General features: G+C 40.6%; 14 protein-coding genes and 1 tRNA gene. 7 read left to right on the top strand and 8 right to left on the bottom strand.

Annotated elements, in window-relative coordinates:
* Positions 1-67: 67 nt before the first annotated feature.
* Positions 68-2,143 (bottom strand): Na+/H+ antiporter, encoded by a 2,076-nt coding sequence (locus tag D7322_RS14275; RefSeq protein ID WP_121124964.1) that lies wholly within the window; start codon positions 2,141-2,143, stop codon positions 68-70.
* A gap of 86 nt (positions 2,144-2,229) precedes the next feature.
* Positions 2,230-3,612 carry a phosphoglucosamine mutase gene (glmM, locus tag D7322_RS14270; protein WP_121124963.1) on the bottom strand — a complete coding sequence of 461 codons (1,383 nt, stop codon included), beginning with the start codon at positions 3,610-3,612 and terminating at the stop codon, positions 2,230-2,232.
* Positions 3,613-3,813: 201 nt separating this feature from the next.
* Here glmM and D7322_RS14265 point away from each other — a divergent pair, with 201 nt between their 5' ends.
* Positions 3,814-4,395: a phosphatase PAP2 family protein gene (locus D7322_RS14265; protein WP_121124962.1), complete on the top strand. Its 582-nt coding sequence runs from the start codon at positions 3,814-3,816 to the stop codon at positions 4,393-4,395.
* Positions 4,395-5,216 carry a ZIP family metal transporter gene (locus D7322_RS14260; RefSeq protein ID WP_121124961.1) on the top strand — a complete coding sequence of 274 codons (822 nt, stop codon included), beginning with the start codon at positions 4,395-4,397 and terminating at the stop codon, positions 5,214-5,216. The genes D7322_RS14265 and D7322_RS14260 overlap by 1 nt, the downstream gene beginning before the upstream one ends.
* Here the strand turns inward: D7322_RS14260 and D7322_RS14255 are convergent, their stop codons facing one another.
* Complete coding sequence (locus tag D7322_RS14255; protein WP_121124960.1) at positions 5,217-5,666, bottom strand: MarR family winged helix-turn-helix transcriptional regulator; 450 nt, start codon at positions 5,664-5,666, stop codon at positions 5,217-5,219.
* 131 nt (positions 5,667-5,797) lie between these two features.
* Here D7322_RS14255 and D7322_RS14250 point away from each other — a divergent pair, with 131 nt between their 5' ends.
* From D7322_RS14250 to D7322_RS14235, 4 genes are all read left to right on the top strand, one after another.
* Entirely contained in the window at positions 5,798-6,037 is a 240-nt protein-coding gene (locus D7322_RS14250) for a FeoA family protein (protein WP_121124959.1), read from the top strand.
* Positions 6,037-8,139, top strand: coding sequence for a ferrous iron transport protein B (gene feoB / locus D7322_RS14245; protein WP_121124958.1), 2,103 nt, complete (start codon positions 6,037-6,039; stop codon positions 8,137-8,139). The genes D7322_RS14250 and feoB overlap by 1 nt, the downstream gene beginning before the upstream one ends.
* A gap of 59 nt (positions 8,140-8,198) precedes the next feature.
* Positions 8,199-8,363, top strand: coding sequence for a FeoB-associated Cys-rich membrane protein (locus D7322_RS29265; protein WP_121124957.1), 165 nt, complete (start codon positions 8,199-8,201; stop codon positions 8,361-8,363).
* A gap of 373 nt (positions 8,364-8,736) precedes the next feature.
* Complete coding sequence (locus D7322_RS14235) at positions 8,737-10,158, top strand: amino acid permease (protein ID WP_121124956.1); 1,422 nt, start codon at positions 8,737-8,739, stop codon at positions 10,156-10,158.
* A 115-nt stretch (positions 10,159-10,273) separates the two neighbouring features.
* Here the strand turns inward: D7322_RS14235 and D7322_RS14230 are convergent, their stop codons facing one another.
* From D7322_RS14230 to mnmA, 5 genes are all read right to left on the bottom strand, one after another.
* Complete coding sequence (locus D7322_RS14230; protein WP_121124955.1) at positions 10,274-10,843, bottom strand: GNAT family N-acetyltransferase; 570 nt, start codon at positions 10,841-10,843, stop codon at positions 10,274-10,276.
* Positions 10,844-10,896: 53 nt separating this feature from the next.
* Entirely contained in the window at positions 10,897-11,961 is a 1,065-nt protein-coding gene (locus D7322_RS14225; RefSeq protein WP_121124954.1) for a PA0069 family radical SAM protein, read from the bottom strand.
* Positions 11,962-12,061: 100 nt separating this feature from the next.
* Positions 12,062-13,252, bottom strand: a complete 1,191-nt coding sequence (locus D7322_RS14220) for an ATP-binding protein (RefSeq protein ID WP_121124953.1) — start codon at positions 13,250-13,252, stop codon at positions 12,062-12,064.
* Positions 13,253-13,396: 144 nt separating this feature from the next.
* Positions 13,397-14,062, bottom strand: coding sequence for a hypothetical protein (locus tag D7322_RS14215; RefSeq protein WP_121124952.1), 666 nt, complete (start codon positions 14,060-14,062; stop codon positions 13,397-13,399).
* 866 nt (positions 14,063-14,928) lie between these two features.
* Positions 14,929-16,020 (bottom strand): tRNA 2-thiouridine(34) synthase MnmA, encoded by a 1,092-nt coding sequence (gene mnmA / locus D7322_RS14210; RefSeq protein ID WP_046672147.1) that lies wholly within the window; start codon positions 16,018-16,020, stop codon positions 14,929-14,931.
* Between the two features lie 187 nt (positions 16,021-16,207).
* Here mnmA and D7322_RS14205 point away from each other — a divergent pair.
* Positions 16,208-16,280: transfer RNA gene (locus D7322_RS14205), tRNA-Phe, on the top strand.
* The last annotated feature ends 2 nt before the right edge of the window (positions 16,281-16,282 follow it).

Genomic DNA, 16,282 nt, shown 5'->3' with positions numbered 1-16,282 from the left:
CTGGGCTTCCAGCTTTTGGTGCCGGATGCCACAAAAAGAATTGGAGTCTTTTTTCCGGGTAATCGTCTTATCGGCGTGACAGCCGCGACTCTTCCAGATCCAGCGAATACTCCAGTTCTTTAATCACATCGCTGTCGTATTCTTTGCTCTCTTTCATCTTCGCTAATCCATCGCGACGCAAAGCCAGAATTTCCAGCATAATTTTGTTATATAATCCCCGGACAGCTGAGAGCTGCGCACGGGTATCTTCTTCTTTGGCACGTTCAGATGCATTTATGCTTCTGATAAGCTGTTCTTTTACCCTTGCGATTGTTTCGTATTCCATCATCTCTTTGGCATAATGCTTATCCAGATAAGCAATCGAGTCCTTACCGAGCTTAACGCGGATCTCATCAATCTGTTCTTCCACGGATACCTGTTCGTCGACCTCATCAATTTTTATTAACTTAATCAACAGGGGCAGTGTAAGGCCCTGAAACACCAAGGTCACCAGAATAACGACAAAAGTGATAAACAAAATTAGATTGCGGTGCGGAAAAGCTGTTCCGTCATATAATGTCATGGGAATGGCCAAGGCCGAGGCAAGTGAAACAACACCCCTCATACCGGCCCAACCGACTACCAAAGGCAGTTTCCACCCCGGACCTTTTTCTCTGACGCGCACCCGCTTGAACAATAGACGCGGCACATAGGCAGAGAGATAAACCGCTACCAGACGCAGGACGATGACAATAACACAGATCGCCAAGGCATAATCTATGGCCTCTTCCATCGAGTACTCACCCAATCCGTTGATGATCACGGGAAGTTCAAGTCCGATCAGGATAAAAACAAAGCCATTCAATAGAAAACCTATTGTCGCCCAAACCTCCTTGGTCTGGATACGGGTATGATAGTTCAGATAATCACCTGCACGGAAGGAAAGGAATAATCCGCCACTGACCACTGCCAAGACGCCCGACCATTCAAAATGCTCCGCAACGATATACATCAGGTATGGAGCAATCAAGGTGATCGGGGTTGATATGCTCGAGGATTTGGCCACGTAACGCAAAAAGAAATACAAGATATGGCCGATCACCAAACCGACGACAACCCCCATAACCGACAGAACAAGAAATTGTGTTGTTGCCGTACCCATGGCAAATTGACCTGTTAGAATAGCGATGGACGCAAACCGAAACACCGTCAGAGAGGCAGCGTCGTTGACCAGGCTCTCCCCTTCCAGAATGGCAATCCCCCGTTTGGGTATACTGATACCCTTTAACACCGAACTCGCAGCAACGGCATCTGGTGGTGATATAATTCCACCCAACAGAAAACCCAAGGCTAAGGTGAAGCCCGGGATAATGCTGACCGAAAAATAAGCGATTGCCAAGGATGTAAAAAAGACAAGGCCAAAGCCCATGATAAAAATAGATCGGCGCCATTTCAAAAAGTTTCCCCAATTCGTATACCAGGCAGCCTCAAATAGCAAGGGCGGCAAAAATACCAAAAAGACAATATCCGGATCTATACTAATGACCGGAGCTCCGGGAATAAGGGAAATACCTAAGCCGCCAATAACCAACAGGATGGGATAGGATATCTTTAGGCGCTGACTGAGGACAAACAGCATCGCCATAAAGAAAAATAACACCATCACCAGCAGCAGATTGTTGTGTATAGTATGTCCCTGCTTCCCTCCTACGGCAGATTTGACATCTTCATAGGGCGCCAGCATCGCGATATTATACTGCCTGATCTTCCAATCGTTGTCTATTTTGCTCACGACACCGGTACCACGAAAGTATTTTGTATTTATCTTAAAGGTTTCGTCAAACCATGCTGTCGTACTATCGGTATTAAAATGGACAGATCGGTTTTGGTAGGTATAATTCCAGGCATATTTGGGGTTAAAATACTGTTCAGAGAATCTATCGCTATGGTTTTTATCCCAACGTTCCTCCCTGTCGGCACCCAATATTACCGCATCTTCCGCAAGTGAATTGATAAAAGGGCCAAACTTCGCTTCGCCCGAAGATTTATGCCAGGTATCCAGGATAGCATTGATCGCATTTACAGGATCCTGAGCCTTTGAGGAAACGGCAAGTAAAAACAGGCTTAAAAAACAATAAATAGTAATAAAGGTCTTTTTAATCATAAACTATGATAACATGTTTTTAGTTTGTGGAAAGATATTTCCATTTAGGTCATAAAACAAAAAGCTGCGGATGCAGCTTTTTGTTTTTATTTAATTATTTCTTCGATCTCACGAATGATCTTTTGAGCAATCTGCTCGGCAGCTTCCGGGCTCGGACCTTCAGAGTAGATCCGAATGATTGGCTCGGTATTGGATTTACGTAAATGCACCCATTCATTTTCAAAATCTATTTTCAGACCATCAATAGTGCTGTGCTCTTCATTTTTATACTTTTCTTCCATTTTCGCCAATAGATTGTCAATATCCAGTTCCGGTGTTAACGTAATCTTATTTTTGGACATAAAATATTGTGGCAATGATGCACGGTACTCGGAGGCTTTCTTACCCAATTTAGCCAAATGTGTCAAGAAAATAGCCACCCCCACTAAGGCATCACGACCATAATGTGAAGCTGGGTAAATTACGCCACCATTACCTTCACCACCGATTACGGCATCCACCTCTTTCATCTTGGTGACCACATTGACTTCACCGACAGCGGCAGCGTAATATTCACCGCCATGAGCCTTAGTCACATCACGCAAAGCACGTGTAGAAGATAGATTGGATACCGTGTTTCCTTTTTTATGCTGCAGAAGGTAATCCGCCACGGCAACAAGTGTATATTCTTCACCGAATAGTTCGCCATCTTCCATCATAAATACCAAACGATCCACATCCGGATCTACAGCAATGCCCAGATCAGCTTTATTTTCGATGACAGCAACAGATAAATCTGTCAAATGTTCTTTTAAGGGCTCCGGATTATGCGGGAAATTACCATTGGGCTCACAGTGAATTTTATAAATTGTCTGTACCCCCAACGCATCCAACAAGGCCGGAATAAATGTTCCACCCGTGCTGTTCACCGCATCCAGAGCAACTTTAAAGTTGGCTGCTTTGATGGCCTCTTTATCAACATATTCCAATGCCAATACAGCGTCAACATGTTTTTGTAAGTATGAATAGTCTTTGTGTACCGATCCGAGTTCCTCGACGGCAGAAAAATCAAAATCCAGGGATTCTCCAAGTGCCAATACTTCCTGCCCCTCAGCATCAGATATAAATTCGCCTTTTGCATTTAACAGTTTAAGCGCATTCCATTGTCCCGGATTATGCGAGGCTGTCAGAATAATCCCACCAGCTGCGTTTTCCATAGGAACTGCAATCTCGACCGTAGGAGTCGTCGATAATCCCAAATCAATCACATCGACACCGATACTCTGCAGGGTACCGATAACCAGATTACTGACCATTTCGCCTGAAACACGGGCATCTCTTCCGACTACAATTTTCTTTATGCCACTTTGCTTTACAATGATCGTTCCGTATGCAGCTGTAAATTTAACAATATCTATTGGCGTAAGTCCTTCTCCCGCACGACCGCCTATCGTACCACGTATTCCTGAGATTGATTTAATTAAAGTCATTTCCTTTGAATTGATTAACGTGTAAATTTAGCATTATGCCAATAAAATCTCGAATTAAAATTATAATTATTGAATATTTAGCGTATCTTTGTTGCAACAAAGTTGTTTTTAAAAGAAACAATCGTTTGCAATGAAATTATTTTTACTTTTGAAAAGCGAGTTTTTAAAAGTTTGGGAATTTCATTGTAATCAACAACATTTATGATTCAACAATTAGTACACATCGATCAAGAGATTTTTCTTGCCATCAACCAGGGCTTGAGTAACCCCGTGTTCGATTGGCTGTTGCCTATATTGCGTAATCCATACACTTGGGCTCCTTTATATCTTTTTCTGATCATTTTTTTCATCAAAACGTATGGAAAAACGGGTATACTGATTGTAGCGATGACCTTGGTTACCTTTGGTATATCCGACGGTATCTCATCTCACTTGATCAAAAAGAATGTTAAGAGAATCAGGCCTTGCAACGATGTGGAGTTTAAAGAGAATATCAATATCCGGGTACGCTGTGGCTCCGGGTTTAGCTTTACTTCCTCTCATGCGGCCAATCACTTTTCTTTGGCTTTCTTCTGGATCGTGCTATTTCGTAGAAGATGGAAATATGTGCTATGGCTGTGTGTTGCATGGGCATTTCTGATTTCGGTCTCGCAAATCTATGTTGGCGTCCATTACCCCTTTGACATACTCTGTGGCTCCGCGCTGGGAATCCTTGTTGGATTGGCTACGGGTTACCTGTTTAAGCGGTTCGTACCTAGCTTTTTTAAAACTGAACAAGTATAATGAATTCAATTTTATTGATTTTAATTTTATTCATACCTGCATTTGCAAGTGGAATCGCTGTTTTTTTCGTCCAGAAAAAAGGAACAAATTTTCTAAAATTGATCCTTTCTTTTAGTGGGGCTTACCTATTTTCCATTACGGTACTGCATTTAATTCCGCATGTTTATCAGTCAACGAATACTTCACCCGAGGTATTGGGCATCTATGTACTCGGTGGCTTTTTGTTCCAGTTATTCCTTGAGCAATTTTCTCAGGGGATTGAACACGGACATATCCATACGGAGCATGGACATCATAGCCATCGTTTTCCGATCGGTATTATGTTTAGCTTATGCCTTCATGCTTTCTTGGAGGGGATGCCTCTGGCTGCCACACATCAGACCGAACTCGCGTTAGGGATTTCGATCCATCACATTCCCGCAGCGTTTGCCTTAGGCAGTATTCTCATCAGTACGCACCTGAAAAAAAATACCATTATCATTACGCTTGCCCTATTTGCAGCGATGACGCCTTTTGGATTTCTGTTGAGCAAGGCGATCAGTGCTGGCGAAGTCGGTAATATCCAGCAGTATTTTGATAAGATTATGGCCGTTGTAATCGGTATATTTCTACATATATCCACGACCATATTGTTTGAATCCGGATCTATAGACCATCACAAATTCAACAAGAAGAAGATGATTGCGGTGATTGCCGGCGTGGCCATTGCCCTGGCAAGCTTTGCTTTCGTTGGCGAACACGATCATGCACATGGCCCTGGAGAAAGCCACCAAGAAGAAATGCATGACCATGACCATGATCATCATGAGCATGCACATTAATTAGCCCCTTAATTTATCTAATAAAGCACTGAGCTGGATGGCTTCTTTTTCAGTGATCCTATTGGGTAAAATATCCGTCATCAGCATAGGCTCCTCGAGATTTTCAAGAATCTTCAGGCCCTTATCGGTGATGAACAGATCAACAGCACGTTTATCTCCGCCGGATTGACAGCGAGAGACGAGTCCTTTGGTGACCATGCGATCTATCATCCGGGAAATATCCGGCGTGGTGCTCAGCATCCTTGATTTGATCAGGTTGTTGGTGGCCGGTTTTGGGTATTGACCTCGTAGGATACGTAAGACATTAAATTGTTTCAAAGTGATCCCCTCTTTGGCTGCCCTTTGTTCAAGTTCATTATTGAGCCAATTGTACGTGTAAAGGATGTTTACGGTACAACGATGCCATTCATTGCTGAATTTGCTTACTTTGATTTCCTCCTCGATTTTCATTTTGGTTGATAATTAATCCCTTTTTAATCGTAAAGATAGCTGTTTTTTACGCTAAATACATAACTATGACATTAGAATCATTCTAAATGGTAGAAAATCTGTATATTTGGAGGATACAAAAAAACAGGTAGATGCGTCATAAAAATAGCTTAGATCAGCTAAAAAAAGGGGAAAAAGCGGTGATTATTGATTTTGATTCGCACGATATTCCAGCTAAATTTTTCGAATTAGGCTTTGTGCCCGGTACTGAAGTAGAAGTGAAACATATCGCACCGCTCGATGGTCCTATATGTTTAAATATTATTGCGAACAACGCTTTGATTGCCATTCGCAAATCAGAAGCTAAAGTCATCCTTATTGATCAGAAATAATGAATAACCCGATTATTGCACTTTTGGGTAATCCAAACGTGGGTAAAACTTCCCTTTTTAACCGGATTACAAAATTAAATCAGAAAGTAGGAAACTATCCCGGTATCACCGTAGAAAAACGTGAGGGCCAGGTGAAAGCCAACAACAAGATCTATCGTATCATTGACCTTCCGGGAACTTATACCTTGTTCCCAAGTTCAATGGATGAAGAAGTCGTCTTCAACACCCTGGTCAATAAAGAAAGTAGCTTTAGACCAAATCTTGTCGTCGTCGTTGCCGAACCGACAAACCTGAAAAGATCCATCATCCTTTATCAGCAAGCGCGCGAACTCGGGCTGCCGGCCATCTTTGTGATCAATATGATCGATGAGGCCAAAGAAAAAGGAATAAGCATAGATATCGCAAAACTTGAACAGCTACTCAATACAAAAGTATACGAAACGAATGCACGCACCGGACAGGGCATAGATCAGCTGATCAAAAACTTTGATGTGGTACCACCGATGTATATCAGCAAATTCCAGTTGCCGACAATAGCAAATGAAGCATTGGAAGAAACCAAAAGGCTGTTTCCGTTGGATACGGAATACCATACCTGGCAATATTTGGCTAAAGGTGAAGTTTCGTTTCTCTCCAAAGAAAAAAATCAGGCTATTCAGCAAATTCGCGATAGACATCAGTTAAAAGCCGAGAAACTACAAAAAGAAGAAGCCATCCTACGGAGCAAATCCCTAGATGATAGCTTATCCGAAATTTATACCAAGGACGATGCGTCCAACAAAAATAAGACAAATGCCATCGATAGAATATTACTTCATCCGATCTTCGGTTATCTGATTTTCTTTGGCATCCTTTTCCTGATTTTTCAGGCGATCTACACCTGGTCAGGGCCAGCCATGGACTTTATTGATGGACTTTTTGGTGATCTTGCGGCTTATACGCAGACCGCACTTCCCGCGGGTCCACTCACGGATCTGTTAAGCAATGGTATTATCAAGGGCATTGGTGGTATCGTCATCTTTATTCCACAGATTGTTATTCTGTATATTTTCATTTCCATTATGGAAGAAACGGGCTATATGAGCCGTGTGGTTTTCCTGATGGACCGTTGGCTCAGGCCTTTCGGGCTAAATGGAAAATCCGTCATCCCGTTGATTTCAGGCGTTGCCTGTGCGGTACCGGCAGTCATGTCGGCGCGTAATATCGAAAATGCCAAGGAACGGCTGGTCACGATACTGGTCACGCCGTTTATGACTTGTTCCGCCCGTCTCCCCATCTACATCGTATTGATCGGATTGGTAATCCCGGACACTAAATATGCCGGATTCCAATTGCAGGGTATGGTTTTATTTGTCATGTATCTCCTGGGAATATTTGCCGCATTGTTTTCAGCGATACTCTTGACGAAAGTCATTAAGTCCAAACACAAGTCTTTTTTAATATTTGAGCTTCCGACTTATAAATCTCCAGACTGGAAAAATGTCGTCCTTAACGTTTGGGAGAAAACGGCAAGTTTTGTCTTTGGCGCCGGTAAGATTATCTTGGCGATCTCTGTTATCCTTTGGGCTCTGGGCAGCTTTGGTCCAAACGACAAATTCGCAAAAGCCGAAGAATATGTAAAGCAAAATAACCCCAATCTTTCAGGGGAAGACCTCGACCATGAGATCTCTTCCTATCGTCTGGAACACTCCTTCCTTGGCTATCTTGGCATGGCAATTGAACCTGTTGTGGAGCCCTTGGGCTATGACTGGAAAATGGGAATCGGTTTGATCTCCTCATTTGCAGCGAGGGAAGTTTTTGTGGGAACAATGGCAACCGTATATAGCCTTGGCGATGAAGTGGATATTGAAGATGAAGCTACGAAGACAACAGTATTAAGCAAAATGCGGAACGAAATTAACCGTAATACGGGCTTACCGGCCTATAATTTTGCTTCCGGAATATCGCTGCTTTTATTCTATGCTTTTGCCATGCAATGTATGAGTACAATAGCAGCCGTGAAACGGGAAACCGGATCTTGGAAATGGACATTAATTCAAGTTGGTTTTATGACAGGTCTGGCTTATTTCAGTGCCCTGATTGCTTACCAGCTCTTAAAATAAATTAACGTGTTGTGTGAGTCCCGTCACCTGGACATTCACAACCTTAAAAATTAAAGATCATGGATAATTTAACAGTACAGTATCTCATCGTTGGAATTTTAGTATTAACGGCTGTATGGTATGTCGTTAGAAATGTCCGCAAATCACTGAAAGGTAAATCAAGTTGCTCCAAAGGTTGCGGATGCAGCTGCGGAACAGTGGAAAAACCTCAAAAAGCAAATTAATTTATCTTTTACTGTATCATTTGCAAACAAAATTTCGTTCTAAGGTAGAGTGGCCAAAAATCACACTAGCTACGAATAAAAGAAACGCTACCATTCTTATGGTAGCGTTTTGCATTAAAGTAATGTCCTTCAACAACATAAATCAAGATTACTTACCGGTTTAACAAAAAGGGATGCCTAAGGTGCATAAAATACCTAAGGGTTTTATTAACTTTATGCGCTTAGGTCAAAATACCATGGCAACAACATGAATAATTTGTGGTACTTTGCAGCTAAGTTGCTTTGCATCATGATTCCGCGTTGGACAGCAGCGATGTAACCGTTGAAGACCAGACCGGCCAACACTAAATAAGTAACCGTATTAACCATACAGATGGAGAAACAGGATAATAAGGATTCGAAACAATTAAAAAGGGGGCTACAAAATAGACATATTCAGCTGATCGCCCTCGGCGGCGCCATTGGAACAGGATTGTTTCTGGGAATCGGAAAAGCCGCTACATTAGCGGGGCCAGCAGTAATCCTTGGTTATGCCTTTGCCGGAATAATTGCGTTTTTCATTATGCGCCAGTTGGGAGAAATGGTGGTCGAAGAACCAGTTTCCGGAAGCTTTAGTTACTTCGCCAATAAATATTGGGGACCTTTCGCCGGTTATGCATCGGGCTGGAATTACTGGGTACTTTACATTTTGGTGAGCATGGCCGAATTGACGGCAATCGGTGTATATGTCCAGTTCTGGTGGCCAGAAATCCCACTATGGGGATCGAGCTTATTTTTCTTTTTTGCTATTAACGCATTGAATCTTGCTTCCGTAAAAATTTATGGCGAGACCGAATTTTGGTTTTCAATTATCAAGGTTGTGGCTATTATAGCCATGATTGTCTTCGGTGTCTATCTCCTTGTCAGCGGTACCGGCGGCGAGCAGGCAAGCCTGAGCAACCTGACCTCCCACGGCGGCTTCTTTCCGAAAGGCTGGTTTAACCAGGTCGGAGATGGAAGTTATGAAGGATTGCTATCCGCCATGGCATTGATCATGTTTTCTTTTGGCGGACTTGAATTAGTAGGTATTACCGCTGCCGAAGCCGAACATCCCGAAAAAAACATTCCCAAAGCGACCAATCAGGTCATCTATCGGATCCTGATCTTTTACGTCGGGGCTTTGATTATCTTATTTTCACTTACACCCTGGACAAATATCACAGCCGATACCAGTCCATTTGTTCTGGTCTTTGACAAACTCAATGGTTTTGAGTTCACCTTATTCGGAAAAACATTCTATTTCACAAAAATTATAGCAAATGCACTCAACCTAATTGTACTCACTGCGGCTTTATCCGTATACAATAGCAGCGTTTACAGTAATAGTAGAATGCTCTTTGGCCTCGCTGAGCAGGGTAATGCACCTAAGTTTTTATCCAAACTCAACAAAAACCATGCGCCTATCAATGCGATTCTAGTTTCGGCTGTGTTTGCCGCAATCTGTGTTTTCATTAATTATGTCGCGCCAAAGAATGCTTTGGAGATCCTGATGTCACTGGTTGTATCTTCCTTGATCATCAACTGGTTGATGATCTCTATCACACATTTGTATTTTAGGAAAAACAAGCTCGATGCCCATGTAAAAACGAAATTCCCTTCGTTTCTCTATCCATTGAGTAATTATATCTGTCTGATCTTTCTGATCGCTGTGTTGGGTATCATGTGGGTAACAGGCATGAAACTGCCGGTTGAACTGATCCCGGTCTGGTTATTATTGTTATACATCAGTTACGTACTGATAAAAAGAAAAAAATAGGAATTGTAAATCAATTTTATCAAACTCATAATTCTGGCGCCAACGATCTCCGTACAAAATAAAGCGCCTGATTCTTAAACGAATCAGGCGCGTTTGCAAAGAATGAGTTAAATAATCAATCATTATCGTTCTTTAATATGCCTCGATCCAAGTAGTCCTGATCTAAAATTGCATATTCATAATTATCACACCAACCATCTTTTAAAGGCAAAATCTTTCTCCGATGGGCCTCCCTAATCATACCTGCCTTTTCCATTATCTTATAAGACGCGATATTTTCTACCGCACAGCCAGCTTCTATCCGATGGAGATTAAGTTGTCTGAATCCAAATTCAATTATTCGTTTTAAGGCCTCTGTCGCATATCCCTTATTCCACATTTCCGGAACTAACTTAAACCATACTTCCGAATTTCTATATTTTACCTTGACAATACTGATATCAATCAGACCGACAAATTCCGCCCCAGCAATAGTTTCTATATAAAAAGTATAGTTCTTTCTATCCGCAGATTCTTTTTCCTGTTCCGACCAGGTTTTTACCATTTCGGCGGTATCTACGATCCCATTAGGATGCCCGCTCGGATTAAATAAGGCCGTTTCGGGGCACATTAATAAATAATGAATATTTTCCAAATCTTCATTTTTCACTGTTCTTAACCGGAGTCGTTCTGATATAATTTCCATTTTTTAAAATTACACAAATAGCGTAATTTTCAGTGCTCATTTGACAATAATATCTAAAACAGGCCCAGCTGCATTCCCGCATCGGGCAAGCGGAAAAGATCCCTTCTTAGGGGCGGAAGCACCCCGTTATTCATATATTTCCTCACAGAAAGCTTAAATAAATGCTGCAGGCTCTCGGCCATATTACCATCCCCTTTTATGCGTCGTCCAAAATCAGTGTCATTAATCTTTCCGCCATGACAAGCTTCGATCCAATGCAATACCTTTTCAGCACGATCGGGATAATTCTGATACAACCAATCTTTAAAGATGCCACCGATCTGTCCATTGAGTCTAACAATCGTATAAGAGGCCGTCATTGCTCCCGCGTCTGCTCCCGAACGAATCAAATCTGAAATCTCGTCGCTATTGATTCCAGGAACAATAGGCGCTATCATCAGCATCACAGGCACACCTATCCCCGTCAATCCCTCAATGAGTTTTAAACGGGCCGAAGCTGTAGCGGTCCTGGGCTCCATCTTTTGACGTACCTCCTCCCGCAGGGAATTAATGGTCACGGCAACCGATACCAGATTTAGCGCTGCAAGCTCACGCAAGATGTCAAAATCCCTTCGCATCAATACATTCTTGCTGATAATGGAAACGGGATTCCTGTATTTAAGCATCAATTCTAAAAGCGAGCGTGTGATCCCCAATTTTCGTTCGATAGGTTGGTAGCAATCGGTATTGCCGGATAACATAATCAAATCAGGCTGATAACTAGACTTGCGGAATTCATGCTCCAGTAGCTGCGCCGCATTATGCTTGACTAGAATTTTGCGCTCAAAATCCAGTCCTGCACTAAAGCCCCAGTATTCATGCGAATTGCGGGCATAGCAGTAAATACAACCATGCTCGCAGCCCTGATAGGGATTTATAGACCTTTCAAAGCGCAGGTCCGGACTATTGGATTTGGAGATAATGGACTTCGGATGCGTCGGAATAAACTGTGTTTTTTCGGCTCCAAGAAATTCTTCGTCCAAACCTTCAATATGTTCCTGAACATATTGATTGGAAAAAAATTTGTTATTGGGATTGATCTGTGCCCCCCTGCCCTTAAAATATTCTGACGGATTCATAAGTTAAAATTACTAAAATTATTAGTAATTTTAACAAAAATATGTCATCTTATTTTCCCATTTGAAAGAAGTTCATAAAATGGTAAATGCGTTAGAAGAATCAGTACATAAAACCAAAAAGCCAAACAGGTATCACATTACTAAAACCAATTTCTATTCCATCTTTGGCAAGATAGGCATCAGAAATACCTGTGATCTGCTTTTTCGTTTTGTTTTTCCCTCCGACTTCGAAAGTATAACGTTTATCAACTAAAAAATCAGCTACAGGGGACAGATTGATCTCATGGAGCCCCATAAACTGATTTAAGAAAAATGTTTCCCGCACATTGCCCACATTCGTATTTTCTTTAGCTAGCGCATACATAAGATTACTATTATTAAGATATAGTTTTTCGGGTTTAGTTAATACCCCTATTCTTGAATTATCTTTATACAGCTCATTAACAAGTCCAGCACGCCCCAATATTTTGATACCATGCACTAAAATATTACGAGAAACTCCCACAATTTCGCTCAGCTTCGTAATATTTGGAGTAAACGGGGCGCTAGTTGCTATACTAATAAGGAGTTTTTTTAATTTAATAAGCGTCTCATAGTTTAAATCTTCTACCGCATTGATATCTATCTCTATGATCAGGTTGATGGTATTTTGCAGTTTCTGATAGTAAGCTTTTTCATTTTCTTTATAATATGGATAAGCTCCATACTTAAGGTAATTTTCGAAATGCGGTAATGGCTTTATCTCTTTTAAGATATCTGCAGCTAGTTTATCATGATTTTCGATAATATCTATCAACGAATAGGCTGAGAACATTTTACCCGTTTCAAACATCAGAAATTCTCGAAAAGAAAGCTCTTTCAAATAATATGTTATTGCTCTCCTGCTCAAATCTGATTCTGACTTATATATCTCGAGCATGGATGATGAAGTAAAAATAACATTCAGATCTGGAAAGTTATCATAGATCAACTTGATCTCCCTAGACCAATTGGGATATTTATGCACCTCATCCAGCAATAAATGAGTACCACCAAATTGAACAAATTCTTTGGCTAACGAATAAAGTTTGTTGTCAAAAAAATAAATATGATCCAGACTAATATACAGTGTAGATTGCAAAGGCATATATAGCCTAGCTAACTGCAACAGTAAAGTAGTTTTTCCCGAACCTCTTGCCCCCTTAATAGCCACCAATCGATTTTTTAAATCAATTTCTTGTAGTAGATAACGTTGTATTTTCAAGGGAACCCCAAGCATCTTAGCTTGAAACTCTAACAACAGCTCTTCCATAATTGCTCAAAATAAAAGCAAATATAACCATAAATTGCTCAAATAAAAAGCAATTTCAGTCGATTATTGCTTTTTATTTGAGCAATCTAACAAAAAAACTACCGCTATCAACATCTTACCAGAACTCAACAAGCTAAAAAACGGTTATGGATACAATCTCGGCCACTTATCCATGTTCCAGATATAGATAAGATGAGCTGCTTCAATTACTCGTTGTAAATGCCGATGGAAGTCATTCAGATAATCATCACCCCTACTATCATCTGCACAGGTATAGTCCATACTCACCACCAACCACCAATAAAGTGCATCCCGTACATGTGGCAGATTATATGTTTCCCATAACTGATAAAACACCTTTAGTGGATTATAATGCCCTTCTTTATCAAGGTAGATTAGATTATAAGATTCCCACTGAAACTGTTCTGGGTTATGAGAATTATTAAAATACCCTATCGCACTGTTTATCTCATCTTTATCAGGCATAAAGGTTTTACCATGCGTCTCATAGCAATGTCGAAGTTCGGAATCTGGCATCCAGTAACTTTTATCCAATCGACAAATCATAAAGATACCTTCAATCAAAATCTCTATAAATTCGTAGCGAATAAATGTTCTTAATGTCTGCTCATTATTCATTCTATAAGATGGTCTGATCGCAGCCTCTTGCCACTCATCGAGATGCTCTCTCCAAGCTGGGAAATTCTCCCAACCAAAGAAAAGATTAATTACATTAAATGGATTACCGATCTCCTGCGGATGCAATCTCCGCGGAAAATAATCATAGGGTGTAGGGTTTGCAAATGGCATAGCTAAACAATTATTTTTTTCTCCACTAAACTACTATTCACAAACTCTCTATTCAATGCATATAGAATCTCCATAAGTTTGTTTATCCTAGATTCAAGATCCTCAAAACACTTAATATTGTAATATTGATTTTTAGTTTGAAGCGCATGAAACAGAGCATCTTCCAATGTCATTCTTTGATAATGAAACCAACTGTTAGCTTTGTAGAAATTACGAAGTGCTTTTCTAAGAATCAGGAAAAAAGTTAAAATCTGTATTCATAATAATTCATATTAAATTTATAATCAAAATCTTAAGATAATTACAATACTAAAACCTTACGTTTAGACAAAGCGGTGGCTGCAGATACTACTACAGTATCCGTTTCTAAAGTCTTTTTTATATGGTTGTTTGTTTAGTCTTTAATTGGTTGTTGGTTTCATCAAAACCTTCAAATGCACTTTGGCATCATCCTCGTTACCATAATCGTATAATAGCACGCCCAGTAAGTCCAATTTTGAGGACAATCACTCTCGATTAGTAAATCTTTGTCGAGTATTATTATATATTATCTATACAAATGTACCAATAAAATTATTATATAAAAATAAATTGTAAATATTTTCTATACAAATAGAAAGAAATATAAAACAGATACTCACCTTTGATCCACCTGATAAAGATTACGATACCATCTTGGTATCGCTTTTGCCCTCTATCTTGAAAAAAGAAGTAGTTATGCTCTACTTCTTAATTCGGTTGACTTAAATCCCGCCGGAATAATAGCCGCCCACAATCTCAGAAATTATTAATGACAAAAAAATCCCTACACTGTAGCTACAGTATAGGGATTAAAATTCTTATGCTGAATTTTGGTTCAGTTTTTACTATTTCATTAAGAAACCACCTCCTAAGAGATCATTTCCTTCGTAGAATACAGCCGACTGTCCGGGTGCGATACCTTTTACATTATGCACAAAATCTATACGTACTTTATCGCCCTCTTGTGAGATTGTCGACAAGGCACCCGAGTCTTTATAACGTACCTTTGAGATAGCCTCCATCGGTTGGTCGAGTCCTGCATATTTGACGAAGTTTACATTGCGTACATAAGCATGTGATTTTTCAAGCTCATGCTCCTCACCCAATACCACCGTGTTGCTTTCAGGAAGAATTTCGATCACAAACATGGGTTTACCCAAAGCAATGCCCAAACCTTTACGTTGGCCGATGGTAAAATACGGGTAACCAATATGTTTACCGACCACTGTTCCGTCTGAAAGGATAAAGTTACCCGGACCGATTTGCTGATCTAATGTAGGTACTTTATGTCTCAGAAATGCACGGTAGTCATTGTCTGGCACAAAACAGATTTCGTAGCTTTCCGATTTATTGGCAAGCTCTTTCTGTCCCATGTCAAGCGCCATTTGACGGATTTCCTTTTTCGTGAACGATCCCAATGGAAACTGTGTACGAGCTAGATTTTCCTGCGATACCCCCCATAGGACATAGGATTGATCCTTATTTTCATCTTTACCCTTTGATATGACATAACGGCCATTGTCGTGCATACGAATATTGGCGTAATGTCCCGTAGCGATAAATTCACAATCCAATTTATCAGCACGCTTCATCAAAGCCTCCCATTTGATGTGGGTATTACAAAGAACACATGGATTGGGTGTACGCCCAGCAATGTATTCCTCTACAAAATTGTCAATTACAAAGTCTCCAAACTCATCGCGTATATCTAATATATAATGAGGGAAACCATAGTTTACGGCTAATGTACGAGCGTCATTGATACTGTCGAGGCTACAACATCCAGTCTCTTTAGACGAACCACCTGCGGATGCATAATCCCAAGTCTTCATCGTGATACCTATGACCTCATATCCTTGTTCGTGGAGCATGACAGAAGCAACGGAGCTATCGACCCCTCCACTCATTGCAACTAAAACTCTTCCTCTTTTACTCATCGCTATTTATTGAAATGCAAAGATACAGCTTATTCCTTTTTCTCTATGTTAGTTTCTTGTAATTTTATCTCGATCAAAATCAACACTTTCGAAAAAAGAGGAAAAATAATCTACATAAAAATTTTAGAATTCAAATTATCACACTATATTTGCATCGCAATAGGGGAACAAACCCATAGCAGAAAGCGGTGCCATAGCTCAGCTGGTAGAGCAAAGGACTGAAAATCCTTGTGTCCCTGGTTCGAACCCAGGTGGCACCACG

It is taken from the genome of Sphingobacterium puteale, assembly GCF_003627955.1.
Classification (GTDB): domain Bacteria; phylum Bacteroidota; class Bacteroidia; order Sphingobacteriales; family Sphingobacteriaceae; genus Sphingobacterium; species Sphingobacterium puteale.
The sequence above is the reverse complement of the archived record's forward strand: the minus strand, read 5'-3'. Positions and strand labels throughout refer to the sequence as shown.

Excerpts from the sequence above, each read along its gene's own strand:
- D7322_RS14230 (WP_121124955.1), bottom strand. The coding sequence starts at position 10,843 with ATGGAAATTATATCAGAACGACTCCGGTTAAGAACAGTGAAAAATGAA.
- D7322_RS14225 (WP_121124954.1), bottom strand. The coding sequence starts at position 11,961 with ATGAATCCGTCAGAATATTTTAAGGGCAGGGGGGCACAGATCAATCCC.
- D7322_RS14260 (WP_121124961.1), top strand. The coding sequence starts at position 4,395 with ATGAATTCAATTTTATTGATTTTAATTTTATTCATACCTGCATTTGCA.
- D7322_RS14265 (WP_121124962.1), top strand. The coding sequence starts at position 3,814 with ATGATTCAACAATTAGTACACATCGATCAAGAGATTTTTCTTGCCATC.
- feoB (WP_121124958.1), top strand. The coding sequence starts at position 6,037 with ATGAATAACCCGATTATTGCACTTTTGGGTAATCCAAACGTGGGTAAA.
- D7322_RS14215 (WP_121124952.1), bottom strand. The coding sequence starts at position 14,062 with ATGCCATTTGCAAACCCTACACCCTATGATTATTTTCCGCGGAGATTG.
- D7322_RS14275 (WP_121124964.1), bottom strand. The coding sequence starts at position 2,143 with ATGATTAAAAAGACCTTTATTACTATTTATTGTTTTTTAAGCCTGTTT.
- D7322_RS14235 (WP_121124956.1), top strand. The coding sequence starts at position 8,737 with ATGGAGAAACAGGATAATAAGGATTCGAAACAATTAAAAAGGGGGCTA.
- D7322_RS14250 (WP_121124959.1), top strand. The coding sequence starts at position 5,798 with ATGCGTCATAAAAATAGCTTAGATCAGCTAAAAAAAGGGGAAAAAGCG.
- D7322_RS14220 (WP_121124953.1), bottom strand. The coding sequence starts at position 13,252 with ATGGAAGAGCTGTTGTTAGAGTTTCAAGCTAAGATGCTTGGGGTTCCC.
- mnmA (WP_046672147.1), bottom strand. The coding sequence starts at position 16,020 with ATGAGTAAAAGAGGAAGAGTTTTAGTTGCAATGAGTGGAGGGGTCGAT.
- D7322_RS29265 (WP_121124957.1), top strand. The coding sequence starts at position 8,199 with ATGGATAATTTAACAGTACAGTATCTCATCGTTGGAATTTTAGTATTA.
- glmM (WP_121124963.1), bottom strand. The coding sequence starts at position 3,612 with ATGACTTTAATTAAATCAATCTCAGGAATACGTGGTACGATAGGCGGT.
- D7322_RS14255 (WP_121124960.1), bottom strand. The coding sequence starts at position 5,666 with ATGAAAATCGAGGAGGAAATCAAAGTAAGCAAATTCAGCAATGAATGG.